This is a genomic window from Pseudomonas syringae group sp. J254-4 (assembly GCF_032586855.1).
Taxonomy (GTDB): domain Bacteria; phylum Pseudomonadota; class Gammaproteobacteria; order Pseudomonadales; family Pseudomonadaceae; genus Aquipseudomonas; species Aquipseudomonas amygdali.
This window is the reverse complement of sequence record NZ_JAWHOO010000030.1, coordinates 28,558-52,045: the sequence shown is the minus strand read 5'-3', so window position 1 is coordinate 52,045 and position 23,488 is coordinate 28,558. Positions and strand designations below refer to the sequence as shown.

Genomic DNA, 23,488 nt, shown 5'->3' with positions numbered 1-23,488 from the left:
TGCAAGCTCCGAAAACAGGCATTGGATTGGCGTAGAGGGTCAGGCACTCAGAGCAAGGTCTGGTCGAGCCATGGCGTCTGCATTACAAATGCTCTCGATGACCTGGTAGGTCGGTCGCAGGCTTTCGAAGCTCGCTTCATAGGCGGTGTTGGTACGAACGGAATGGAAAAACTGTTCCAGCTCGCCGAAGTAGCCGCTGCGCTCATACCCGGAATCAAGAGGCCCCGGCTGCCATGCGCCTCTCCAGCGTTTGCCCGGACCGGTAGCGCTGGTGCCGTGTTCCGGCTCGTGCATGGTGATGTTCCACAGGTTATTGAGCTCGACCATCATCGAGTTCGAACTGACGATCTTCATGTCGAATTCGAAGTAGGGGAACATGGTGCCGCTGAGCAGGCTGACACTGGCGCCCGTGGTGAATTGCAGCTCCAGGCTGACCAGCAGTGAATCGCCATGACGCTGCACTCGGGATTCGATATCACGCAGCTCGCCGCCGCCGAACGTGACGCCCAGGTCGATCGTATGAATGGCCTGGGCGAGCAGGAAAGACCTCAATGTCGAATCGAGGCCCCAGAGTGGCGATGTGGGCTTGCTGGCGTAGTGGTTGAGCTGGATATGCACGATCTGGCCGAATTGCTCGGCACTGGTCATCTGGCGCAACTGGCGCATGGGCTTGGCAAATTTGAAGTTCATACCGACGCCGGTGATCACTTTCGCGCGGCGACTTGCATCGATCAGCTCTTCCAGCTCGGCAAGGGTGAAGCAGGGTGGCTTCTCGACAAAAACATGCACGCCTTTGGCCATCGCCTTGAACGCAAGATCGCGATGAGCCTGCGGCGGGCAGGCCATGACAACGGCATCGAGCCCGGCTTCTGCGAGCATGTCGTCGAAATTGTCCGTGATCATCACGTTCGATACGAAACGATTGATCTGCTCGGCTCGACTGCGATCACTGTCGCAGACCGCCACAATACGAATGTCCGGCATTTGCAAAAGCGTGGGCAGCAGATTTTCCTGCATCTGTGCGCCGAGACCAACGATGCCAACTTTGAGTCCAGTCATAATCATCTCCGTCTTGAAAAGTCAGATGTAGTTCATTGGAAAACAAGGGTGAGCGCGTACACGAATCCCGTGACGGATTACCCGCAGGGCAAACCGAATGAGTTCGATGTTCGTCTTGAGTCGGTAGAGCCGGGCAGTGATGCCCTAAGGTGTGGGGTCAGTCTGGTAGCGAAGGCTGCCATCGCTTGTTGCAGACAGGCCTGTGACAGGCGTCATCAGGTCAGGGCCGTGGGGAGTCCGGGGTATTCTGGACAAACCACTGCGCTGGCTGCCTGTCAGGGTATGGACATTAAAATCGAGGGGGGTCAAGAAACCGGAACGCCGGGAGCTTTTGTTGTTCTGACTGATTCCAGGGAGGATCAGTACACGTGCGCAATGCTCATGCGGGGCAGCGAGCGGGGAGTGACAGCTTTCGTTCGGGCAAGTATTCATCTATTGAATCCTCCTTGAACATCCGATTCTTCCATGGCCGCTGAGTGATCCTGCAGGGAACATCTCAACAGTTAGTTGCACTAACCTAGTGCGGAAATGAATCTACCCCAGCCATTTGTGCATAGCAACCAACAGGAATAGACCGAAAGTGCATAAGGAAAGGTTATGCAGATTATGCTTTGGTATTAAGTTTTATGAAACATTTAGCAATGCTTTTGATATTAAACGACTTTTCCAGATTCTTTTTTTCAAATGCTGGCTTTATGCCTTCTTTGGTTAATGGAATTATTCATGTTCAAAAGCGTTTCGGAACCTGCTGGAGGCGAGCGCCTGACATATGTTTGTTTAACTAATCAGTTTTTGAAATGCCGGGTTGTCGACTCGGTGCAATCCGATTCCAAAAAGGAGCATGCATGACCTCTTTCAGCACCGCAGCCCAGGATGCCAAGGCTCGGGCGGAACAATCCTCAACGCGTATAGCGTTTTTCATTGCCGGTTTCAGTGTGGCGTCCTGGGCGCCACTGGTGCCTTACGTCAAACAGCGGATGGGCCTTGATGAGGGCACGCTCGGGCTTTTGTTGCTGTGCCTCGGCGTAGGCTCGATTCTCTCGATGCCATTGGCCGGTGCGCTGGCTGCGCGGTTTGGCTGCCGGCGGTTGCTGGTCTGCTCGACGGTATTGATCTGTCTGTGTCTACCGCTATTGGCGACGATATCCAGTCTGCCGCTACTCATCGCCACGCTGTTTCTGTTTGGCGCGAGCATGGGGGGGGTGGATTGCACGGCCAACGTTCAGGCTGTGATTGTCGAGCGTGCCAGCGGCAAGACCATGATGTCGGGGTTCCATGGCCTGTTCAGCCTTGGCGGTATCGTCGGCGCTGCCGGCGTAGCCGGTCTGCTCAGCTTGGGTATTTCACCTTTCCAGTCGATGCTCGTCGTGGTGATGCTGACCTTGATGGCGCTGGCCAAGGCCGCTCCGAACCTGTTGCCTTACGGCAGCCCGTCCGACGGACCTGCCTTTGCGATCCCGCGTGGCGTGGTGCTGTTCATCGGTCTGCTGTGCTTCACCGTCTTCCTGGCCGAAGGTGCAATGCTGGACTGGAGCGCCGTGTTCCTGACGTCATTGCGCGGCGTCGAAGCGTCCTATGCCGGGCTTGGCTACGCAGTCTTTGCTGTGACCATGACGCTGGGGCGGCTGTCTGGCGACGCCATTGTGCGACGGGTCGGCTCCAACCAGGTCATCATTCTGGGCGGCTTGTGCGCTGCGGGTGGCCTGGCGGTTGCCACGCTGATTCCGGTCTGGCAGGCGGCGTTGCTGGGTTACGCATTGGTGGGGGCAGGGTGCTCGAACATCGTACCGGTCTGCTACAGCGCGGTCGGTCGGCAGAAGACCATGCCGGAAAGCGTGGCGATCCCGGCGATCACCACGGTCGGTTACGCCGGGATTCTGATTGGTCCTGCGGCAATCGGTTTCATCGCCCATGTCAGCAGCCTTGAGCTGGCGTTCATGATCGTTGCCGTGATGTTGCTGGGCGTGGCAATAGGCGGCAGCAAACTCAGGACCTGATTCTGACTACAACGTGCGCGCCATCCCCGACACCCGGATCGAACTCCCGGGCTGCTCGGGGATTTCCGCGCGCAGTCGTGACGGGCTGCCCATGTCCTCGCCCTGAATAATGTCTATCAGGCCACCGTGCGGCCAGCCTATATCGCGCAGATAACCCCCCAGGGCCGCCGTGGCCGCACCGGTAGCCGGGTCTTCATAAACGCCGCCGAAGGCAAACGGGTTGCGAGTGTGGAACAGCTGTTCGGTTTCGGCCCATACCAGCAAAATAGTCGCCCAGCCTTCGCGTATCATCAGCTCTCGACCGGCCTGCTGGTCATAGTGCATAGCCTTGAGCTGTGCCCGGCTGTTCAGCGCCAGCACAAGGTGCCCGGCACCGCCGTTGATATGCGCTGGCTTAATGCGTTCATCCAGATCGTTGTGCGTATAGCCGAATAGCGCCAGGGCTTCTTCCAGCAACTGCGCGCTGATCGGCTTGCTGAAGGTCGGTGGCGATTGCAGTGCTGCTGAAGTCAGGGAGCCTTGCGCATGACCCTCGACAGTGATCTGCGCCTGATTGAGCGTCAGGTTGAACACGCCGTCGCCTTGCCGTGCCGCCAGCGCTGCGCCCAAAGCGATGGTCGCGTGTCCGCAGAACGGGACCTCTGCCAGCGGCGAGAAATAACGCACACGCCAGCAACCTTCCACAGGAGCGGCAAACACGGTTTCGGAAAATCCGACCTCGGCGGCAAGCTGCTGCATGACGACGTCATCGGGCAACGCATCGCCAATCCATACGCCTGCCGGGTTTCCACCGCGATCGCCATCGCTGAATGCCGCCAGTTTGAGTATTTCAGTTGTCATTGAAGGGTGTCCTTGCCGTGGTCAGTGGGCGACAGTGTGCAATGGGGCTGATTTGATAATCCAGTGAGAAGAACTGATGCAGTGCATCTATATGGCTGATGCCTGAGCGCCCGCGCAGACGTCTTCTCTCAAAGCACCTCACACCTTGCCATACGCCGCTGCACTACACGTTCACGCAATGCGTCATAGGCCCAGTTGAACAGCATGGTGTATGGCAGAAACATCAGCAGCAGGCCGATATCCAGCCAGAATGCTTCCATCAGGCTGATCGTCAGCCACCATGCGGCCAGTGGCACGACGGCCAGAATCAGTCCGGCTTCGAAACCTGTTGCGTGCAGCACGCGAGTGGTCATGCTCATGGCAAACCCGTACCTGTTGCGCAGCCTGTCGAACAGGGCGTTGTAGAGCATGTTCCAGAGCATGGCGATGGTGGAGATCATCACTGTCATGGCCCCCATCATTGCCAGCGAATGGTTCATGAGCCAGGCCAGCAGCGGCGCGACCAGAATCACGCCGCCGATCTCGAACAGGCTGGCGTGCAGCGCCCTTTCACGCAGGGTTTTGGACGCTACGGATGCGTGCTGGCTGGCGTGTTTTGGGCTGCTGCTCATGATAAGACTGTCCTTTGTGCTCGTGGGTGGCAGCATTATTATCGGTGTTTGCGTTAACCTGAAAATCAATACCATCGGTAAAGCCGATAAGAGAGTGTCATGAGTTATTCGCCGGAAGCCCTGGAAGCCTTCGCCCAGATTGCCGCGCTGGGTTCGTTCAGTGCGGCTGCACGCCGTCTGGGCAAGAGTCAGTCGACGATCAGTGAAGCAATCGCCCGCCTGGAGATCGATCTTGGGCTGGAGCTGTTCGATCGCTCTTCCAGGCAGCCGGTTCTGACCGAAGCCGGGAGGGTCATGCTCGGCCGTGTCGATGACCTGTTGTGCGCCTCGGACCGACTGCGCCGGGCCGCTGCACGGCTTGCGGCAGGCGTCGAGCCAAGGCTGACGCTGGTGCTGTCGGACGCCAACCAGTTCGCCGATTTCGAGCGGCTGATGACCGAGCTGGATCAGCGCTTTCCAGAGCTGGAGATGGAATGCGTATTCGCCGAGCACGGCGATGCCATCAGCCTGGTGCAGTCGGGCAGGGCATCATTGGGGCTGCTGTCGGCGCAAGCCAGCTACCCACCGGAGATCGGTCACGCGACCATCGACGAAAGTGCCGATTTCGGTCTGTTCGTCTCGCATAAACATCCGCTTGCCGCGCTGGAACGGGTCGATTATCAGCAACTGGCGGGTTACCGCGCATTGCGCCTCAACACGCTGGTCGAGCACAGCATCCCCACCGACGACCTGCCCACCAGCGGCCATCGTCATTGGTCAGCGCCCAATTACCTGCTGTTGATGGACATGGCTGCCTTCGGTTTTGGCTGGTCGGCGTTGCCGCGCTGGCTGGTGTCGCGCTATTCGGGCGGGCTGCTCAAAGAGCTGAAAGTCTCGGGCTGGCCGCGTCGCTCGGCGGTCGATGTCATCTGGTCATTCCAGCGCAGCCTGGGGCCAGCAGGTGCATGGCTGCTGGAGTCGCTGGTGCCGTTTGCCGGAGAGTAAACGGATCGGCTCTCATAACCGGCAGTCAGCAGTCGCGGGGCTTGCTGATTTCCAGCTATAAAGCACAGACCTTCAACACTGTCGGTAGGGTAACGCATGACATTCGACTGGCACTCCGATCCTGTTACACGTGATACCCCGGTGGACGACCGCTACCGAAATACGCAGAACGTGAGGCGCTTCATGACCGGACAATGCGGGCCGTCGTTCAGGTTCAACCGGCCATTCATGGCGTGGATCACTAATGGCGAGCCTAAAAACATGGGCCAGGTCGTGGATGAATGGTTGCGTCTGCGAACAGCAGGATCGGAATGAGCTGACGTCGTGTGCTGTTGGAGGGCTGCCCGCCCGTGCTCGCTCTGGCTGTATCGAGAAGCACATACCGCCCTGACTTTCGAAAATCATCGATTTTCGAATGCAAAATGCCATTATTTTTGCAACCGAGCGTTTTTTCTCGTAGCGTGCTCGTGCCGCCCTGCCTGAAGGGAACGCGGCGTAACCAACACCGCAGGTGCCTCCGCCGTGACCCCGACAGATCTACAACATCTCCAGAGCCGATTATCGGCTCTGGAGCAGGAAAACGCCTCGCTTAAAGAGCGCCTGAGCGTCAGTGGTCAGGAGGCCGAAAACGCTCTGGCGCACTCTCAGGAGCGTTATCGTTTTCTGTTCAACGCGATGGATGAAGGCTTTTGCATCATCGAGTTCTTTGACGGCCCGCACGGCCCGTTGAGCGATTACATTCATATTGAAGCCAACCCGGCTTACGAGTATCACGCCGGCATTCCCAATGTGGTGGGCAAGAAGCTGCGCGAGATGGTTCGCGAAGAGGCGGATGGCTGGGTCGAGTTCTACGGCAAGGTATTGCGCACCGGTGAGCCGGTCCGCTTCGAGCGCGAGCTGGTGGCGACCGGACGCTACCTGGCACTGACCGCGTTCCGCATCGAGCCGGCCAGCCGCAAGCAGGTAGCGGTGTTGTTTCAAGACATCACCGAACGCAAGCGCGCAGAGCTGGCGTTACAGCAGATGAATGAAACGCTGGAGGCTCGTATTGTCGAGGCCGTCGCCGAGCGCAATGTGCTCGCCGATGTCGTCAATGGCACCAATGCATTCATCCATGTCATCGACGCCAATTACCGCTGGATGGCCATCAATGGCTCAGCGCTACGCGAGTTCGAGCGTCTTTTTGGCGTCCGTCCTCAGGTAGGCGACAATATGCTCGACCTGCTGGACGATTGTCCGCAGAGCAAAGCGGGCCTTAAACAGCGCTGGACGCGGGCGTTGGCAGGCGAGGAGTTTGCCGAAAGCGTCAGCTTCAGCGATTCGAAGGATCCGGCCAGCCACTTCGAAATGCGCTACAGCACGCTGCGCGATGCACAAGGCCAGGCCATTGGCGCGTATCTGTTTGCCTACGACGTCAGCGAACGGTTGCGCGAGCAGGAACGCCTGGCTCAGGCTGAGGACGCCTTGCGTCAGTCGCAGAAGATGGAAGCGGTTGGTCAGTTGACTGGCGGTATCGCCCACGATTTCAACAACCTGCTGACCGGTATCACCGGCTCGCTGGAACTGCTCAAGACGCGCATGAGCCAGGGCCGTTTCACTGAAATAGATCGCTATATAGGGGCTGCGCAGGATGCATCCAAGCGTGCTGCTTCGCTGACTCACCGCCTGCTGGCGTTTTCACGTCGACAGACGCTTGACCCCAAGCCGGTCGATATCAACCGGCTGGTGATCGGGATGGAAGAGCTGATTCGACGTACGGTCGGACCTCACATCACGCTGGAAGTCGTGACCTCGGTCGGGTTGTGGTCGACGTTCATTGACGCGCCGCAACTGGAAAACGCGCTGTTGAACCTGTGTATCAATGCCAGGGATGCCATGCCGCGAGGCGGGCGAATCACCATCGAAACCGCCAACCGGTGGATTGACGAGCGCGGCTCCCAGAGCCGGGAGCTGACACCGGGGCAATACCTGTCGCTGTGTGTCAGTGACACCGGTACCGGCATGTCGCCTGAGGTTATCAACCGCGCGTTCGACCCGTTTTTCACCACCAAGCCACTCGGGCAGGGCACGGGTCTGGGATTGTCGATGGTGTACGGTTTTGTGCGCCAGTCCGGTGGGCAGGTGCGTATCTACTCTGAGCCCGAGCAGGGCACGACCATGTGCCTGTACCTGCCGCGTCATTACCTTGGGGTCCCGGAAGAAGTCGAGGCTGTCGAGACTTGCGAATCGGCGCCTGCGCAGACCGAGCGTACGGTGATGATTGTCGACGATGAGCCGACCATCCGCATGCTGGTGGCCGAAGTGCTGGAGGATCAGGGGTATATCCCGATCGAGGCGGGCGAGGGCGCGTCTGCGCTGAAGATGCTGGAGTCCGATATGCGTATCGACCTGCTGGTGACCGACGTCGGGTTGCCTGGCGGCATGAACGGTCGGCAACTGGCGGATGCCGCGCGCATCATTCGACCAGACCTTAAAGTGCTGTTCATCACCGGTTACGCAGAGAACGCCATCATTGGTAACGGCCATCTGGATCCGGGGATGTGGGTGCTCACCAAGCCGTTCACCATGGACGCGTTCGCCAGCCGCATCTACGAAATGATCGAGCGCAAGGATTAAGCCCAAAACCGTCAGCGGGCAGGCAGCGTCTGGAATTCGCCTTTCGACAAGCCCTGCACGTCGTTGCCCATGCTGTCACGGATGGTCAGGTCGGCGCCTTGGTCGGTCAACGCCTTGAGCACTTCAGTGCGTTTGAACAGCGCCGCGTACATGGCCGCCGTCTGCCCGGCATTGTTGGTCAGGTTTGGGCCGCAATCGGCCTGAACCAGGCGCTTGGCGATGCTCAGTTCACCCTTGAAAATCGCTCCCATCAGTGCGGTGTTGCCGCGATTGTCCTTGGCGCAAGGGTCTGCACCGGCATTGATCAGGCGTTCCACAGAGTCTTCATGGCCGTGATAGGCCGCCAGAATAAGGCCGGTATAACCTTGTTCGTCACGCACGTTGAGGTCGTAATGGGCTTCGATGAAGGTGTCCAGCATCGGGTTGTTGCCTTCACGGGACGCGTCGAAAAACAGCGTGCGCAGCTGGCTGGCGGTCTGTTCAGCGGTCAGTTCGGGGGCGGCTGCCGGGGCAGGTGGTGTTGCGTTTGCGGCTGCAGCAAACAGCAGCAAGGCATAGATCAGATTTTTCACAGGCGTTCTCCTGGCTGGAACCGCCCCGGCGTCGGAAACGCCAGGGCGGGACATCAGATCATCAGTCTTTGAGGCTTGCAGCCAGCGACTTGACCTTGCTCAGATCGCCCTTGGCGACTTCGGTTACCCGAGTGCCATAGTCCGGATCTGCCTTGTACAGGAACGACAGCATGATGTTCTTGCTTTCGGTGTCGGTGTCAGCCAGCGATTCACCAAAGCTCTGTACCAGGTCGGTCTTCTCTTTAGGGCTGTAGGAGCGATACAGATCACCCGCCTGCTTGAAGTTCTGCTCACGCGTAATCTTCGCCTGCTGGGTGGTGCCGCTGATCGGCAGTTCGCTGTAGCGCGCTTTTTCGTCGGCTGGACGTGGCTCCAGACGGCTCGGCTCATAGTTGACGCCGCTGGTGGTGTGACCGGTATTCAGAGCACCGTCCTGATTACCGTTGTTCACCGCAACCTTGGGCTGGTTGACCGGCAGGCTCAGACCATTCGCGCCCAGGCGATACATCTGGGTGTCGGCGTAGGAGAACACACGGCCTTGCAGCAGACGGTCCTCGGAAGGCTCGATACCAGGAACCAGGTTAGCCGGGGCCATGGCGACCTGTTCGGTTTCCTGGAAGAAGTTGTCGACGTTCTTGTTCAAGACCATCTGACCGATTTTCTTCTCAGGGACGTCAGGCCAGATCTTGGTGGCGTCCAGTGGGTCGAAGTCGAATTTCGACAGCTCTTCAGGCTTCAGGACCTGAACGTACAAGTCCCATTTCGGGAAGTCGCCTTTTTTGATGGCACCGACCAGATCGTTGGTCAGATGGCTGTAGTCCTTGGACTGGACCTGAGCGACTTCTTTCGGATCGAGGTTCTTGATGCCTTGCAGGCTTTTCCAGTGGAACTTGACGTAGTGCACTTCGCCTTTGGCATTCACCAGTTTGTAGGCGTGTACGCCGTTGCCGTCCATGAAGCGATAGCCTGCAGGCGTACCCTCATTTGAGTACAGCAGGGTCAGCGTACGTGTGGCTTCCGGAACATGCGAGAAGAAGTCAAAGCGACGCGAATCGTTGTCCAGGTTGGTACGCGGGTCAGGTTTGAAGGCGTGGACCATGTCCGGGAACTTGATGGCGTCACGGATGAAGAAGGTCGGAAAGTTGTTGCCTACCAGGTCCCAGTTACCGTCTGCCGTGTAGAACTTGGTGGCGAAGCCGTGTGGGTCGCGCAGGGTTTCAGGCGAGTGGTTGCCATGGACAACGGAGGAAAAGCGCACGAAGACCGGGGTTTTTTCGCCCGATTTGAACACCGTGGCCTTGCTCAGATCGCTGATATCGGCCGATGCGGTGAACTCGCCTTTGACGCCCGTGCCGCGGGCATGGACCACGCGCTCCGGGATACGCTCGCGATCAAAGCGCTGCAGCTTTTGCAACAGCTGCACATCTTGCAGCAGGACAGGCCCTTGGGCGCCTGCAGTCTGAGAGTTCTGATTGTCGCCGACGACGGCACCATTGTCGCGAGTCAGGGTGTCTGCTGCATAGGCGGTCGGAACCGTAACGAGACCGACTGCAGTCAAACACACCATGTGTCTGGACCAGTTTAATAACGGCATTTTGAATCCCTCATATTTTTAGTAGGCCGGTTAATCTTAGGCGCGTGAGGGCAGGGCGGTGATTATAAAAATATATCGGGGTGATTAAGATAAATACTGAGAGGGGAGAGGAACCGAGTAAAAAACTTTCACAATTAGTTGAATAATTTCCTTGGCTATGAGGAAGACGGGCTACAGGTGAATGTATAAAAAATCATGGTTTAGTTATGTATATCAATGAAAATAAAGGAATTTTTATTAAATGTTGGTATTAATAAAAGGCACGTTTAATCACGCCATCCAGGGTTAATAGTAATCATTATCATTTTGAAGGCTCGTCATTAATACAGTGCTTGCGTCCCATTGTGGAACGATCGTGCAACTAAATAATGTGACATTCAAGATTGCTGGCTTTTTGATATTGTCTTCTGAGGTCGTCCTATAAGTTACAACTAAGTTATCCTGCGGCAAAGTGACATTATCGGTTTTGAAAGCGTTGACGCGCTATCATGTGGCCACACCTTGTGCAGCCACACCTCGTTCAATGGAGCCCCTCGTCTCATGCCCACCATCATGTTGCTACAAACCCCGCCACCGGAGTTCATCCGTAGCCAGATCCAGCAGATGGTCGTGGACTACGTGACCGACATCAGCATGGTAGCCATTGCGCCGAGCAATCCGCTGTACAACCTTTATCAGTATGGCGTGGGGTATGAGGTGCATCTTTACCTGAATGCCATGGACGGCTCGCAAAACCTGGCGGTCGAACTGATCGTCGCGCTGGACGATGAGGACCCGGAAACCGTATTGGGGTTTTTACTGTACCTGCCTGTGCAGGATGATCCACAGGCTTGTGCCGTGGCCTATATGGCGGTGCGCGAAAGCCATCGTCGCCAGGGCATTGCACGCTCGATGCTGAATAAGATGGTCGGTCGCTACCCGCACGCAGAACTGTATTGCGTAGTGGGCAAAGTGGCGTATTTCGAGGCGATGGGCTTCCAGGTCCTGGGCGCGCGCGGCCCGCAGGTCATCATGAATACCCTGGATCACGGAACGGATGGCCTGCTTGCGGTCATGGACATCGCTCCGGTCTACAGCTCGGTGGAAGTGCGTCAGATTCATGCGTACCTGCTCAAACAGCACGGCAAGAGAGCGATGGTCGATGCAGAGAAGCAGCGTGACCGTCATCTCGACCGTATGACCCGGGATGCCAGGGCGTTCGCCGAGCAGCGTCTTGAAAACCCTGGCGTGCCGGAAGGTGTTGCGCAAGCGTCAAGGCTGCACTGACAGCCAGCGTGTCGCGCAGGCAGACCTGTATTGATAGACGGAAGTAGTTGCACAAGCGCTATCTATCAAAAAGTGGGGAGTGCGTTGGAACGATCCAAATGGAGTGAAGTCATTATGACATCACGACTATTTGGTCACTCTCAGGCACGGATGTCGCCCCTCATTCAGCAACAGGTAAGCCCCATGAATTTCCTGCGTCAGTCCAAGTTTTCGACCAAGCTTCTTTCGGCATTCATTTTCTGTGCTCTGATCACACTGGCCGTTGGTGGCCTGGGCATGGTCGGGGTTACCCGCTTGGGCAACGCGCTTGAGCTTACTTTTTCCAACAACCTTGTTTCTGTCGGCAACACCAATGAAACGCTGACCAGCCTCACCGCTCACAACCGTGGACTGTACCGTTTGCTGGATGCGCAGGATGGCGGTGTCCCTGAAGCCGACAAGGAACGTGTTCGCCAGGCGTTGAGCGAAGATCTGGCTCGCGCGCAGAAAGTGTTTGCGAGTTACCGTGCAACGCCTCTGGAAGATGACGAGCGTGCCGCCGGTGACCAGTTTGAGCTGATGATGCCCGGCTACGTTGCCGGAGCCCAGCAGATCGTCGACCTGATAAGGGCCGGTGATAACGACGCTGCCCGCACCCGACTGAACACGCTGTCCTCGGAAAGCTTTACCAAGTTGCGTAGCTATATGCGCACTATAATCGACTCCAACAACCGTCAGATCAAAGAGGGTGCTACGGCGGCTGCCGATCTGCGGAACTCTTCGGTGATGATGCTGGAAATCGGCGTAGTCATCGCCTTCCTGGTAGCAATCATGCTGGGACTGTCGATCACCCGCATGATTACCCGGCCGTTGGCGGTAGCGGTGGCAAGTGCTCAGCGCATTGCCGGTGGCGACCTGACCCAGCCGATTGTTTCTGACCGTGGCGATGAGGCTGGGCAGCTGCTGGACGCGCTGTCCGACATGCAGACCGGTCTGAAAAATACCATTCAACAAATTGCCAGTGCTTCGGACCAGTTAGCCTCTGCTGCCGAAGAATTGAGTGCGGTTACCGATGAAAGCACCCGCGGACTGACTCGCCAGAACGACGAAATCCAGCAGGCTGCGACTGCTGTGAATCAGATGACTGCTGCGGTTGAAGAAGTGGCGCGTAATGCCGTGTCGACGTCCGAAGCGTCGAAGGCTGCAACCGATGATGCAGTCGATGGTCGTGGTCAGGTGGATCACACGGTCAAGGGCATCACCACCATGGTGCACGAGATTACCGAGTCCACTGGCGCTGTATCAGAACTGGCCGGGCACGTGCGGGAAATCAGCAAGGTGCTGGATGTTATTCGCAGTATTGCCGAACAGACCAACCTGCTGGCCTTGAATGCCGCCATCGAAGCCGCGCGTGCCGGCGAACAGGGTCGTGGTTTTGCGGTGGTGGCTGATGAGGTTCGTGCCCTGGCGCACCGTACCCAGGCCTCGACAGTGGAAATCGAAGGCATGATCAGCACCGTGCAGTCCGGGGCCGATGGCGCTGTTGCGGCGATGGGCAAGAGCCTGTCACTGGCCACCGATACTCAGGAGCTGGCGCTGCGTGCCGGTGCCGCGCTGGAAAAAATCACCCTGGGTGTGGCGACCATCAACGAGCGCAACCTGGTCATTGCTTCCGCTTCCGAAGAGCAGGCCCAGGTCGCCCGCGAGGTGGACCGCAACCTGATCAACATTCAGGACCTTTCGACCCAGAGCGCCGCAGGTGCCAACCAGACCAGCGCTTCGAGCCAGGAACTGTCGCGACTGGCCACCTCGTTCAATTCGCTGGTCGCCAACTTCAAGCTTTGAGTTGTTTCAACACGGTACTGTCTGGCGCACGTCTTTGCCTTTTCGGTGGCTAAATTCCGCACTGGCATGAAAAAGGCGTTGCGCCCGACCGGGGCATTTCGCGCATCATAGGCGGACTCAGCCCGAGAGAGACTTTTCATGCCTGTCATTTTCAACACCCTGCGCCTGTCGCTCCCGAGAGTATGGTTATCATTTATGGCGCTGCTGTGCTCTGGAATCTTTTCCAGTGCTGCGCTGGCCAGCGATGAAACGCAACTGGTCGAATCCATCAACGCCTATCGCGGTCAGGCACAACGCTGTGGCGAGCAGGTATCCATGGAACTGCCGCCACTGACCAGCGATGCACGTCTGGTGCTGCCCGCCAGTGGCAATCTGGATCTGCAACAGGCGCTGACGCGTGCCTCCTATCCAATGGTTACCGTGCAAGCGATCAGTCTGTCCGGCCCCAATGACGCTGACTCGGCACTTAAAGCGGTGCTGGAGAGTTTTTGCCGGGTAGTGCTGGACCCGCAATTCGTCGACATCGGGGTTAGCCGGCAAGGGCGAGACTGGCGCATTGTCCTGGCACGCTCGCTGGTGGCTTCGCGTCTTGGCGATTGGCAGGCAGAAGGGCAAAAGATTCTGGAAATGGTCAATAACGCCCGTACCCAGGCGCGCCAGTGCGGTACGCAATCCTTCGCTGCTACCACGCCACTGGTCTGGAACCTTGTTCTGGGCACTGCCGCACAACGTCATTCGCAGGCAATGGCCAATCAGAACTTCTTTGACCACAAGGATCGCGACGGCCGCACGCCTGGCGATCGGGCCGAGCTTGCTGGCTATATAGGCCAGCAGGTCGGTGAGAACATTGCCGCAGGCCAGGACAGTGCGCGCAAGGTAGTGGACGGCTGGCTGTTGAGCCCGGGCCACTGCGCCAACCTGATGAGCCCTGATTTCCGCGAGCTGGGAGCAGCCTACGCGATGGACCCGAAAAGTGACGCAGGGATTTACTGGACGGCTATGTTCGGCACGCAGCAGTAGCGCCTGCCGCGGCCTTGAACCGATGCGTTAAAAGCGGAATGCCTGACGGCCGATGAGCAGCCATTGGCCATTCTGCTTTTGCCAGATCTGGAAGTTCTCGATTTCGGTCGGCACAACCTTGCCGCTGTTCACTGCCTGTGCCGAGAAATGATTGCGCACCAGAGCGGTGTCGCCGGAAAGGATGATTTTCTGATTGAGCATCTTCAGGTCGTTAAAGGCGCTCTTGCCGGTTTCGATGTCTGCGATGAACGCTTTCTTGTCCTGAATGTTGCCGCTGGAGTGTCCATACGTGAGGTTGTCGGCGGTCAGCGCATTGAGTTGCTTTATGTCCTTGTGCCACATGGCTTGCGTGAGCTTGTCTACCGCCTCGGCAACATCAGTCTCGTCTGAAGTTGCCGCTGCGGCGTAACCGGTAAACAGGCACAGAAACGCCATTAGCAGTGTCAGCTTTTTCATGTTCATCCCTTTTCTTGTCATTATTGAATGTGAGCGAAGCCCGCGCAGATGACTAATTCATCTGTCGTCGTACAACTTAGATCAGGGCAGGCCATTCGACAAGGGGAGATGCCGGGAAGCGCGCTTCCCGGCGATAGCGCTTAAACGCGGAACTGTTTGGTGAGACGGTTCAGGCCTGACGCCAGCGTCGACAACTCGGCAGTGGCGATGGCGGTCTGATTGGAACCCTCGGAGGTCTGACTGGACAGGTCACGAATGCTGACCAGGCTCCTGTCGACCTCACGAGCGACCTGGGCCTGCTCTTCGGCAGCGGTAGCGATCATCAGATTGCGTTCGTTGATCTGGCTGATGGATTCGGTAATTTCGAGCAGCGCCTTGCCGGCACCATTGGCCATCTCCAGAGTCTTGTGTGCCTGAACGCTGGTCTGCTCCATGGATGTAACAGCGTTACCGGTGCCGGTCTGGATCGAGCCGACCATCTGTTCGATTTCGCGGGTCGATTGCTGGGTACGGTGCGCCAATGCCCGTACCTCGTCCGCGACCACGGCAAAACCTCGCCCGGCTTCGCCTGCACGGGCTGCCTCGATCGCAGCGTTGAGTGCCAGCAGGTTGGTTTGTTCGGCGATGGCGCGAATCACATCCAGCACCTTGCTGATGTCCGTTGCCATGACCGCCAGGCCCTGCACCTCGGTTGAGGTGATCTGCACTTTGGAGACCATCAGGTTGATCGCCGTGACCGTCTCATCGACCTGCGCACGTCCGGCCATGGCTGCGGTGCTCGATTGAGACGTCACCTCCGATGCCGATGCGGCGTTGCTGGCGACTTCCTCTACCGCCGCGCTCATCTGGTTGACGGCCGTAGCTGCCATCTCGATCTCGTTGCTCTGGCGCTGAATGGTGCGCGACGCATCTTCGGTGACAGCGTGCATTTCTTCGGAAGTGGCGGCCAGTTGGGTGGAAGAGTCGCCGATCAGGGTCAGGGCACTGCGCAGGTTGGATTGCATCAACGCCAGTGCGGCGATCAGTCTGGCCGCTTCATCACTGCCGTCTTGCGGAATGTCTTTGCTCAGGTCATTGGCCGCGATGCGTTGCGCAATGTTCAGCGACTCACCGATTGGCTGGGTCAGGCTGCGGGTATACATCCAGGCCAGCAGAAGGGTAGCAATCACGCCGACCGCGATGAAAATACTCACCATCCACAAGGTTTGCTGATAAGCAGATTCGGCTTGATCACCCGCTTTTTGCGCTTTGCTGTCGTTGATGCCGATGAGTTTTTTCTGCGTGTTTTCGACCTGATCCGCCGCACTTTTCATGTCGCCATTGGAAATGGCAACTGCCCCTTCCAGATCGCCCGCTGCAACAGCGGCCAGGTAGCGATCCTGGGCTTTTTGATAGTCGACATTGGCTTTGACCAGCTCGTCGAACGTCTGACGCCCTTGAGGGGTAACGATCAGTTTGCTGAGGGAGTCCGAAAGACTGGCGATCAATGAGCGGGATTGTTGAATGTCGCTAAGTGCCTTGGTCCTGCGATCCTGCGGCTCAAGGGGGTTACGAAGTCGGGCATTGTTGCCCCTGATGCTCACAAACTCCCTGTCCAGGGAACCGAGCAGTTTTACGCTGGGCAGCACGTTGGTTTCGATGAATTTTTCTGCAGTGTTGAGAAGTGCTGCCTGACGCAGGGCCAGCAGGCCCAGTGCAACGATCATCAGGCAGAAAATACCGAAACATAAAGCCGAACGCGGTGCAAGATTGAGTTTTCGCAGGATCATTATTACTTCTCCGAAGTGGGCAATAGGCTATCGCCTGCCTTCGGGATTTCTTTACGTGCGGCACGAATCTGGAATCAAGGTCTGGATCAGGTTATCCGGATAAATCGTAAGCAAACATGTCGTGCACCGGCGGTTTTACATTTTAAACAGCATTTAAAAAGGCTGCCTGCCGCAGCCCGGTGAATCAGCGCTTTTCCATGCCCAGCATGAAGGTATCGACTGCTCGTTTGACCATGCTCTGAATCTGCTCGACGCTCAAGCGTGCGGGTGCTTGCTGATAAAGGCGAATGTCGGTTTCCGCGGTCAGCAGCGAGGTGAGTTGCAGCGCTGCGATATGTGGGTCAGTGGTACGTAGCTGGCCACGTTGCATGGCCGCATTCATCAGCGTCGTCACTGTCTGCAGGAACTCCCTGGGGCCTGAGTCATAGAACATAGTACCGATGTCGGAGTGCCCGGATTCGGCTACTACCATGCGGTACACCGCCAACGCGCTGTCATCATTGATGAGTACCATGAGCATTCGCTCGCCGAAGCGCGTGAACAACGTTCGCAGGTCTAATTCTGTATCGGGGTCCTTGTCGACAGAGATCGCCAGTTCTGAAACGGCCTCGGCAAGATGAGCGGTTGCAACCCTGTTGACCACGGCGATGAACAGTTCCTCCTTGGAGGGGAAGTAACTGTAGATCGTTGCTTTGGAGCCGCCCATCCGTTTGGTGACTTCATTCATCGACGCACGTTCGTAGCCCATTTCAAGGAAGACGCTTGCTGCGGCATCGATGATGGCTTCGCGGCGTGCTTCAGTACGCACCTTCATTTATATCCTCAATCCCTTAGTGAACCGGGTAGTACAGTAAATGCAAAATTCTCTAGACTGGAACTGAACCGTTCGGTACGATTTCAGCCGGTTCCAAGGAGCTTACTGGAAAAGACAGCGCAGATAAATGCCGACGGATCGAGGCGCTCTATATTTTGCAAATCCGATGGCTGGACCCAGCCATCCATTGCCCGAATTGATTCAACGATGGAGTGAACAGGTCCATGAACGTCATCGATTTCAAGAAACCCGTCAAACGCTCTTTTCGTGGTAATGCAGCAGTGGCGCCTCAGCTTGAGAAAGTGCTGACCGTCATTCTGAAGACCGACGTTCCTGTGCTTATGGGCATATGCAGCGATGGACTGCGTAGCAACAGCAGGATTCTGGGCGGTGAGTTCCATGCCGAATATTTCAGTGGCTCGGTGCTGGCTGGCGGTAGCTGTATGCAGGTTGAATTGTCATCCGAGCTTGCCTTTGTGGACACTTGTTTCACCCTGGTCACGCAATTGGGTGAATTGATCAGCGTTGAAAGCCGGGGTGTCCTGCTCATGGACGAAGTGGGTCAGCAGGAATTGCAGAACGGGGTCTGGCCGATCAGTGACGGCCATTACCAATGCACGTGCACGCCGCGCTTCAAGGTTTCCCTTGGGCCTAATGAATGGCTGGAAAAGAGCGCCTTCATTGGCAAGACCGAATACATTCAAGACAATGAAACGCTGATCAGTTTTTACCGGATGAAGTCCTGATTCGTCCTTTTGGTTGGGCGTGGGGAGGCCTTTTCAGGCCTGCCCCGTTGCAACTACTTAAAAGGTGACGCTGGCGCTTAGGCGCGCGGTGCGCGGCTCGCCAACGTTGACCTGCAACTGGCTGTCGGTGCTGGAGGGGTAGTACTGCTTGTCGAACAGGTTATCCACGTTCAATTGCAGGCGGGTTTTATAACCGGCCATCGGCACATCCCAGCGCAGGAACGCATCAGCCACGGTGTAGCTGCTCATGTAGAACGTGTTTGCGTTGTCACCCGCCCGATCACCGACATAGCGCGCGCCACCACCGGCATGCCATTCGCCCAGACCGGACGGGACTTGCAGATGGTGGGTGAGGTACAGGCTGGCAGTGTGCTTGGGTGCCTGACTCAGACGATTGCCCTCGTTTTTGGGGTCATCGAGCACTTCGGTATGTGTGTAGGCATAAGTTCCGATCATGTCCCAGCGCTCGGCGATGCGGCCTGTCACGTCCAGCTCCACGCCCTGTGAGCCCACTTTGCCAGCCGCCTCGCTGACGCCGGTAGTAACGGTGGTCACGACATTTTTCTTCTCGATGTCAAACACGGCGAGGTTGAAGTTGAGTTCCGGTGCCAGTGCATATTTGGCCCCGACTTCGTAACTACGGCCTTCTTCCGGGTCGAAGGTGGTGCCGTCATCGTTGACGGCCTCATTGGGAACGAAGGAGCGGCTGTAGTTGCCGTACAGCGACAGGTCTTCATTGACCTTGAATACCACGCCCGCCATCGGCAGGAATATATCGTCATTTTTGTCCAGGTTAGTGTTGCGGCTAGCACCAAGGCCTTGTTTGATGTACTGGTCATAATGCTGATAGCGACCACCCAAGACCAGAATCCAGCGGTCATTCAGGTGCCAGTTATCCTTGAGGTACAGGGAAGATGAGGTCAGTTGATTGCTCAGGTTGCTGTTCGCCGCGCTGACCACACTGGGCTCGGCCAGGCTGCCATACACCGGCGAAAAGATATTGAAGCCGTTTTGAGCCGTGTTGCGGTAGGTCTTGCCGCGATACTTGTCGGAGTCTTCCTGCTCGGCACCGATCAACAGATCATGTTGCTGGCCAAGAATCTCTTGCTTGCCGATGAAGTCCCAGCTGGCATAACGCGTTTCATAATCATAGTGGCCGCCATTGGCCTGACGACGCAGCACACCGCTGCTGGACAATGTGCTTGGCTGGGCTATCGAGAGGCTGTAGCGGTCGTTGTTCCAGCCGTAGGTCAGACGGGTTTTCCAGTCATCACTAAGCTGATACTCGAAGCGCGCGGTTGCGGTTTCGCTGATGCCCACGGTATTTGACCATTTTTCGTCGAGCCGCTTGTCATAGCTGATATCGGCCGGATGACCACCCGTGAACACCGTGCCGCGGTCGAACGGGCTGATGTAATCGTTGTATTCGTAGGCGAGCGTCAGGCTGGCGCGCTCTCCGGTCCAGGACAAAGAGGGCGCGATCAGGGTGTGCTGGTCGACGCCATAGTTACGCCAATAGTCCTCGCTCTGACGCTCTGCCACCAGTCGGTAGGCCAGCCCGGAATCGCCCAGCGGTCCGGTGGTGTCGATGCCGAAACTGCCACCGCCTTCGCTGTAGGCCGAGCCACTGAGCGTGGTGCTTTGCACATATTGCGGTTGTTTGCTGATCACGTTGATCACGCCACCCGGCTCCATCGCGCCGTACAGCAGCGATGCCGGACCTTTGAGTACTTCAACGCGCTCGGTGGTGGCACCGAAGTTTTTCGATACCACCGAGCGTACGCCATCGCGCAGGACCGAGCCGTCGTCGTTGGTACCGAAGCCACGCTTGATCACCGAGTCCTTGGTGTTGCCCAGCGTGTTGCCCTGGCTGACGCCGCTGACAAACTTCATCGCATCGTCCAGCGAGCGCACGTTGTAGTCGGCGATGGTCTGCGGTGTTACCACATTGACCGACTGTGCCTCCTCCTTGAGCGGCACATCACTCTTGCTCGCGGTGCTGGTGCTTTCTGCGCTGTAGCCTTCCCGGCCTTCGGTAGCGGCGGCGGATACCTGGGTGGCAGGCAAGGTTGCGGTTTCAGCAGCATGCACTGCGCCGCTGGCGCACATCGCCAGTGAAAGTGCGGACAGCAAAAAAGAGCCGGAACGGCGAGGACATTGGGAGGAGGTGCTCAAGGGAAATGCTCAGCAAGGACGTTAATAGCAATAATTGTAATTTGATACTGATTCTCATGTAAATAAATGATTGAGACCGTTGCTCTGCAAACAAGGGGCCTCTCAGGTCATTAATGAGTATCGACGTTGGCGTCAATCCGCTTGCCCATGCTGATGATGGGCTCGGACGTGTACCCCAGTGTTTGATAAAAGGCCTGCACACTTTCGTTGAACGTATGAATCTGCAGGTTGATCTTGACGCAGCCAAGGTCCGCAAGAGCCTGTTCTGCGTGCCTGACCAGTGCTGTTCCCAGTCCTTTGCCGCGCTGGTGCGGGGCAACCGCGACCGAATACAGCCAGCCGCGATGGCCGTCGTAACCGGCAAGAATGGTCCCGGTCACGCGGCCGTCCATGACTGCGACGAAAAACAACCGGTCCCCGACAGCCAGTTTCTTGTCGATCGACAACTCCGGGCGGTTATGCGGCATGGGGTCATTGAAGACTGTCTTCCACAGCTCGATGACGGCAAGGCGGTGATGCGGATCTGAATACTCGACAATGCAGTTCATTGCGCGGTCCCTGAGTGATGAGCCCAGAGACTACTGCGTCGTGTCCGGCCATGTCTAACCAGCGTTCTTTGCCGGCTGGTCCTGTGTCGTCACCCTGGGCAGTGATGTGGGTGTATCGAGCAACGTACGGATGGCCCTACTATAGGCGGGCTGGCCGATCTGCATGCTGTTGTTGTGCGTACCGCCAGGCACCAGTATCAGTTTCTTGGGTTCCTGCGCCGCTTCGAACAGCTGCTCGCTGAAGCGTGCCGGTACGTAGCGATCCTCGGTGCCGTGCACGATCAGCACCGGCATGTGGATGTCTGCAATCTTGTCCAGAGAGTCGAACTTCTGCGACAGCAGCCAGCGCACAGGCAGCGAGGTATTGGCCAGTGCGGTGGCCACATCGGCCAGGTTGGTGAAGGTAGATTCTATTATCAGCCCGCGGGCCTGAATCGGTGTGTTGTCCTTTTCTGCGTCATTGCCCAGTTCGGCGGCCAGATCCACCGCAACTGCGCCGCCCAGCGAGTGCCCATAGATCAGCCTGCGCTGCGGATCGGGCTGCAGTTGTTTCAGGCGTGCCCAGGCAATGCGTGCATCTTCGTACACCGACTTCTCGGACGGCAACTGGCCCATGCTCTGCCCGAAGCCCCGATAATCGATTGCCAGTATCGAGTAGCCCTGCGCCTTGAGTTGCTGGATACGGAACAGCTGGCCGGTCAGGTTCCATCTTGAGCCATGCAGGTACAGCACGGCCGGTGCGTTCTTGTCCGATGCGGGCCACCACCAGGCGTGGATATTCTGCGATGGTCCAAATGACGGTGCGCTGAGTTCGATCTCCTGCACATCGGCGGGCAGACCGCTGTACCAGCTTGCGGTGCCGGGCTCGATGCGAAACACCAGCTCGCGCTCCTTGTGCTCAAGCACTGCACAGCCGACCGGGAGGCCGATAATGATGGCTAACATGCAGACCCATTTGATCGGACGAGCCTTGAAGCGAGCCAGGGGCGAAATCGGCATAAGACGCATGTTCCAGTCAACAAAGTGAAATAAATGCCGGTTCTGCGTCAGGGTTGCAAGACGAGTCGCCAAACATGGGTTACAGGATATTGCACAGAGGGGGGGCGGGTACGTTTTCAAACTGAGCAATCGCGATGTACACGCAAAACCCTACGCTTCAATACGTTGCGCCAGAAGGTCCGAATGCAGTGTCAACAAAGACGCTCATTAGCACAATTCGTTATTGAGGTGCCTTTTTCGATAGCCGGGGATTATGCTGTGATGGAGCGGGCGCTGTATTTTTGTCACCTGTCGTCGCCCGAGTCGCTGATCAGCTTGACGTTTACTCGCGCTTTCTTCAATTTCTTCAAGAGGTTACCGCCCATGTTCCATCACCGTCCCCTGGAAGAAAAAGACATCCCCACGATTTGCGAACTGCCGCAGAATGCCGACGAACTGTTCTACATGTTCCCCAGAGCCACTTACCCGCTGACCGCCGAGCAACTCAGCGCAGCGCTGGAGACCCGTCACGACTCGACCGTCATCGAGATGGATGGCGAAGTTGTCGGGTTTGCCAATTTCTCTCAATGCGAATTTCGCGGCCGCTGTTCGCTGGGTAACGTGATCATCGCTCCGAAGGCCCGCTCCAAAGGGGTAGGGCGCTACATGATCACCAGCATGATGGGGATCGCCTTTGACAAGCACGAAGCGACTGAGCTGATTGCATCCTGCTACAACCACAACGTCCCCGGATTGCTGTTTTACCCGCGGATGGGGTTTCGCCCTTACGCCATCGAAGAGAAACGCGATAAACAAGGCGCACGAGTGGCGCTGATCCATCTGCGCCTGTCTGGCTCGGAACAGTAAGTTTTTCATGCGGGCGCGCGCCCGGCCATTGTTGCATCGGCCCGGGCGTGCCTTTTATCTTTAAGCCGTTTTTCAAGTGACTCGATAACAGTGTCTGGTTAATTTTTCAGATAACTCCGCCCCGGCCGTCGACCGTTCGTCAGTATTAATGCTGTTTTCTGGTGTCACGTTTGTGCGCGGTGATTCATGTCAGGCGGTAGTACGCTGGAAATCATTACGGTGAATCGTTTTTTCTGCTGATTCTTCAATAAGGAACGGCGTTAAAAGGGGTTGGGTTATTCGGTTGTGGAAGTTGCTATAAGGGGCGCGTGAGGTGTATAACTCGTCTAAGCATAACGCGAGTGACGACAGATAATTGGCGGGCTGGTCTGGGCCGTTTTTAAAAGGGTCATCAACAATAAAAATTGTCAAAATTTGTCATGGTCGGGACATGCTTACACCCATAAGGAGATAAAGAGATGATTACGAGTGGACTGTCTGAGTTAGAACTCAGGAGTATCGTTGAACGTGCATTCCTGCCGTTGCGTTGCACCTGCACCATTGCCAACGATCAGATGACGGTGCAAATAAGCGATCCAGTGTCCGGGCGCACCCATCGCCAGACGAGCCTCCCGCTCAGCCGCATCAAGACCGTGCGGGATATCTCTGCGCTGGTAGCCGGGTTGCGTGAAGAGCCGGCAAAAGCCAGGGCGTCACAAGCGCATTACAGCGCTGCCTGATACTGCTTCATCCCCCTGATGCCTTGGCATCAC

Annotated in this window: 21 protein-coding genes and 1 pseudogene; 11 read left to right on the top strand and 11 right to left on the bottom strand. The window is 57.1% G+C overall.

The window, feature by feature from the left end; genetic code table 11:
* Positions 1 to 39: 39 nt before the first annotated feature.
* Positions 40 to 1,059, bottom strand: coding sequence for a Gfo/Idh/MocA family protein (locus RYB09_RS24935; RefSeq protein WP_058400946.1), 1,020 nt, complete (start codon positions 1,057 to 1,059; stop codon positions 40 to 42).
* An 845-nt stretch (positions 1,060 to 1,904) separates the two neighbouring features.
* Here RYB09_RS24935 and RYB09_RS24930 point away from each other — a divergent pair.
* Entirely contained in the window at positions 1,905 to 3,056 is a 1,152-nt protein-coding gene (locus RYB09_RS24930) for an MFS transporter (RefSeq protein WP_058400947.1), read from the top strand.
* A gap of 6 nt (positions 3,057 to 3,062) precedes the next feature.
* On the opposite strand, the gene RYB09_RS24925 is transcribed toward RYB09_RS24930, so the two are convergent.
* Together RYB09_RS24925 and RYB09_RS24920 are read right to left on the bottom strand one after the other, a co-directional pair.
* Complete coding sequence (locus tag RYB09_RS24925; RefSeq protein WP_316890657.1) at positions 3,063 to 3,896, bottom strand: PhzF family phenazine biosynthesis protein; 834 nt, start codon at positions 3,894 to 3,896, stop codon at positions 3,063 to 3,065.
* A 128-nt stretch (positions 3,897 to 4,024) separates the two neighbouring features.
* Complete coding sequence (locus RYB09_RS24920) at positions 4,025 to 4,507, bottom strand: multidrug/biocide efflux PACE transporter (RefSeq protein ID WP_316890655.1); 483 nt, start codon at positions 4,505 to 4,507, stop codon at positions 4,025 to 4,027.
* 99 nt (positions 4,508 to 4,606) lie between these two features.
* On the opposite strand from RYB09_RS24920, the gene RYB09_RS24915 reads away from it, so the two are divergent.
* The 3 genes from RYB09_RS24915 to RYB09_RS24905 all read left to right on the top strand — a co-directional run bounded on the left by RYB09_RS24915 (position 4,607) and on the right by RYB09_RS24905 (position 8,107).
* Positions 4,607 to 5,491 carry a LysR family transcriptional regulator gene (locus RYB09_RS24915; RefSeq protein ID WP_054996450.1) on the top strand — a complete coding sequence of 295 codons (885 nt, stop codon included), beginning with the start codon at positions 4,607 to 4,609 and terminating at the stop codon, positions 5,489 to 5,491.
* Positions 5,492 to 5,587: 96 nt separating this feature from the next.
* On the top strand, positions 5,588 to 5,806 hold the full coding sequence (locus RYB09_RS24910) for a DUF6434 domain-containing protein (protein WP_058400950.1): 219 nt from the start codon (positions 5,588 to 5,590) through the stop codon (positions 5,804 to 5,806).
* Between the two features lie 207 nt (positions 5,807 to 6,013).
* The gene (locus RYB09_RS24905) at positions 6,014 to 8,107 is read left to right on the top strand and encodes a PAS domain-containing sensor histidine kinase (RefSeq protein WP_058400951.1); all 2,094 of its coding nucleotides are present in this window, start codon (positions 6,014 to 6,016) and stop codon (positions 8,105 to 8,107) included.
* Positions 8,108 to 8,118: 11 nt separating this feature from the next.
* On the opposite strand, the gene RYB09_RS24900 is transcribed toward RYB09_RS24905, so the two are convergent.
* Both RYB09_RS24900 and katB read right to left on the bottom strand, forming a co-directional pair.
* On the bottom strand, positions 8,119 to 8,679 hold the full coding sequence (locus tag RYB09_RS24900; protein WP_058400952.1) for an ankyrin repeat domain-containing protein: 561 nt from the start codon (positions 8,677 to 8,679) through the stop codon (positions 8,119 to 8,121).
* A gap of 61 nt (positions 8,680 to 8,740) precedes the next feature.
* On the bottom strand, positions 8,741 to 10,246 hold the full coding sequence (katB, locus tag RYB09_RS24895) for a catalase KatB (RefSeq protein ID WP_058400953.1): 1,506 nt from the start codon (positions 10,244 to 10,246) through the stop codon (positions 8,741 to 8,743).
* A gap of 567 nt (positions 10,247 to 10,813) precedes the next feature.
* On the opposite strand from katB, the gene RYB09_RS24890 reads away from it, so the two are divergent.
* The 4 genes and pseudogenes from RYB09_RS24890 to RYB09_RS24880 all read left to right on the top strand — a co-directional run bounded on the left by RYB09_RS24890 (position 10,814) and on the right by RYB09_RS24880 (position 14,383).
* Complete coding sequence (locus RYB09_RS24890) at positions 10,814 to 11,539, top strand: GNAT family N-acetyltransferase (RefSeq protein ID WP_219169523.1); 726 nt, start codon at positions 10,814 to 10,816, stop codon at positions 11,537 to 11,539.
* Positions 11,540 to 11,653: 114 nt separating this feature from the next.
* A pseudogene (locus RYB09_RS27370) lies at positions 11,654 to 12,505 on the top strand (MCP four helix bundle domain-containing protein); the annotation flags it as partial.
* Positions 12,500 to 13,363, top strand: a complete 864-nt coding sequence (locus RYB09_RS27365) for a methyl-accepting chemotaxis protein (RefSeq protein WP_404944481.1) — start codon at positions 12,500 to 12,502, stop codon at positions 13,361 to 13,363. The pseudogene RYB09_RS27370 and the gene RYB09_RS27365, both read left to right, overlap by 6 nt.
* Positions 13,364 to 13,501: 138 nt before the next feature.
* The gene (locus tag RYB09_RS24880; RefSeq protein ID WP_058400956.1) at positions 13,502 to 14,383 is read left to right on the top strand and encodes a CAP domain-containing protein; all 882 of its coding nucleotides are present in this window, start codon (positions 13,502 to 13,504) and stop codon (positions 14,381 to 14,383) included.
* Positions 14,384 to 14,410: 27 nt separating this feature from the next.
* Here the strand turns inward: RYB09_RS24880 and RYB09_RS24875 are convergent, their stop codons facing one another.
* The 3 genes from RYB09_RS24875 to RYB09_RS24865 all read right to left on the bottom strand — a co-directional run bounded on the left by RYB09_RS24875 (position 14,411) and on the right by RYB09_RS24865 (position 17,422).
* Positions 14,411 to 14,839, bottom strand: a complete 429-nt coding sequence (locus RYB09_RS24875) for a nuclear transport factor 2 family protein (protein WP_058400981.1) — start codon at positions 14,837 to 14,839, stop codon at positions 14,411 to 14,413.
* A 140-nt stretch (positions 14,840 to 14,979) separates the two neighbouring features.
* Positions 14,980 to 16,608, bottom strand: coding sequence for a methyl-accepting chemotaxis protein (locus tag RYB09_RS24870; protein WP_058400957.1), 1,629 nt, complete (start codon positions 16,606 to 16,608; stop codon positions 14,980 to 14,982).
* Between the two features lie 184 nt (positions 16,609 to 16,792).
* Entirely contained in the window at positions 16,793 to 17,422 is a 630-nt protein-coding gene (locus tag RYB09_RS24865) for a TetR/AcrR family transcriptional regulator (protein WP_058400958.1), read from the bottom strand.
* 224 nt (positions 17,423 to 17,646) lie between these two features.
* On the opposite strand from RYB09_RS24865, the gene RYB09_RS24860 reads away from it, so the two are divergent.
* A complete protein-coding gene (locus tag RYB09_RS24860) occupies positions 17,647 to 18,168 on the top strand; it encodes a DUF3237 domain-containing protein (RefSeq protein ID WP_058400959.1) in 522 nt (173 codons plus the stop codon).
* A gap of 57 nt (positions 18,169 to 18,225) precedes the next feature.
* On the opposite strand, the gene RYB09_RS24855 is transcribed toward RYB09_RS24860, so the two are convergent.
* The 3 genes from RYB09_RS24855 to RYB09_RS24845 all read right to left on the bottom strand — a co-directional run bounded on the left by RYB09_RS24855 (position 18,226) and on the right by RYB09_RS24845 (position 21,890).
* Positions 18,226 to 20,343: a TonB-dependent siderophore receptor gene (locus RYB09_RS24855; RefSeq protein ID WP_080396264.1), complete on the bottom strand. Its 2,118-nt coding sequence runs from the start codon at positions 20,341 to 20,343 to the stop codon at positions 18,226 to 18,228.
* 110 nt (positions 20,344 to 20,453) lie between these two features.
* Positions 20,454 to 20,891, bottom strand: coding sequence for a GNAT family acetyltransferase (locus RYB09_RS24850; RefSeq protein WP_058400961.1), 438 nt, complete (start codon positions 20,889 to 20,891; stop codon positions 20,454 to 20,456).
* 54 nt (positions 20,892 to 20,945) lie between these two features.
* On the bottom strand, positions 20,946 to 21,890 hold the full coding sequence (locus RYB09_RS24845; RefSeq protein ID WP_058400962.1) for an alpha/beta hydrolase: 945 nt from the start codon (positions 21,888 to 21,890) through the stop codon (positions 20,946 to 20,948).
* Between the two features lie 363 nt (positions 21,891 to 22,253).
* Here RYB09_RS24845 and RYB09_RS24840 point away from each other — a divergent pair, with 363 nt between their 5' ends.
* Both RYB09_RS24840 and RYB09_RS24835 read left to right on the top strand, forming a co-directional pair.
* Positions 22,254 to 22,736, top strand: coding sequence for a GNAT family N-acetyltransferase (locus RYB09_RS24840; RefSeq protein WP_057403549.1), 483 nt, complete (start codon positions 22,254 to 22,256; stop codon positions 22,734 to 22,736).
* Positions 22,737 to 23,194: 458 nt separating this feature from the next.
* Positions 23,195 to 23,455 (top strand): DUF1652 domain-containing protein, encoded by a 261-nt coding sequence (locus RYB09_RS24835; RefSeq protein ID WP_058400963.1) that lies wholly within the window; start codon positions 23,195 to 23,197, stop codon positions 23,453 to 23,455.
* Positions 23,456 to 23,488 lie beyond the last annotated feature (33 nt).